Origin of the sequence: Colwellia marinimaniae (assembly GCF_002207865.1) — a bacterium.
GTDB classification, from domain to species: domain Bacteria; phylum Pseudomonadota; class Gammaproteobacteria; order Enterobacterales; family Alteromonadaceae; genus Colwellia; species Colwellia marinimaniae.
In genome coordinates, this window is sequence record NZ_BDQM01000105.1 from 1 (window position 1) to 615 (window position 615).

A 615-nucleotide genomic window follows, 5' to 3' on the forward strand; every position below is an offset into this window, starting at 1 on the left:
ATACATTATCTCCTCACTTAACTTAGGAGATAAGCATGAGAATTTCGCGTAGCCAAGAACAATGGCAAACCATCATTGAAGATCAACAAACCAGCGGCTTAACCATTATTGATTATTGCCAACAACAGCAATTATCAACGTCGAGCTTTTATGCCCTTAGGAAGAAACTCAGCTTGTCTTCAGGCAACTTTGTTCGCGCCAAAATAACACAACAGGTGGAACTTATTGAAGAGCAAACCTTCATAACAGTTACCGTGGGTAAAGCAAATATCAGTTTACCGGCATCAACCTCTGTGACTTACCTCAGCCAATTATTACGCGAGCTTATTGTATGAAGATGTTTGTTGAGCCATCAGCCGTTTTTCTTCATCGCGATTTTGTTGATTTTCGTAAAGCAATAAATGGCCTCGCTGCGCTTGTTGAAGATGAGCTAAACCGTGATGCCTATACGGGCGCTTTATTCGTTTTTTGCAATAAAGCCAAAGACAAACTGAAAATATTGTACTGGGATAAAACAGGCTTTGCACTCTGGCAAAAACGTTTGGAAAAACAAAAATTCAAATGGCCGAGCAAAATTAATGGCAATGAATTTGCGTTAACTGCTGAGCAACTCGA

General features: G+C 40.0%; 2 protein-coding genes. Both read left to right on the forward strand.

Features of this window, described 5'->3' with window-relative positions; genetic code table 11:
* Positions 1 to 35: 35 nt before the first annotated feature.
* Entirely contained in the window at positions 36 to 335 is a 300-nt protein-coding gene (gene tnpA, locus MTCD1_RS18365) for an IS66 family insertion sequence element accessory protein TnpA (RefSeq protein ID WP_057181041.1), read from the forward strand.
* Positions 332 to 615: IS66 family insertion sequence element accessory protein TnpB (gene tnpB / locus MTCD1_RS18370; protein ID WP_143760146.1), on the forward strand; the 284-nt coding region annotated here is incomplete at its 3' end. The genes tnpA and tnpB, both read left to right, overlap by 4 nt.

What these genes read in the sequence shown, in the direction of transcription:
- tnpA (WP_057181041.1), top strand. Translation starts at nt 36, where the DNA reads ATGAGAATTTCGCGTAGCCAAGAACAATGGCAAACCATCATTGAAGAT.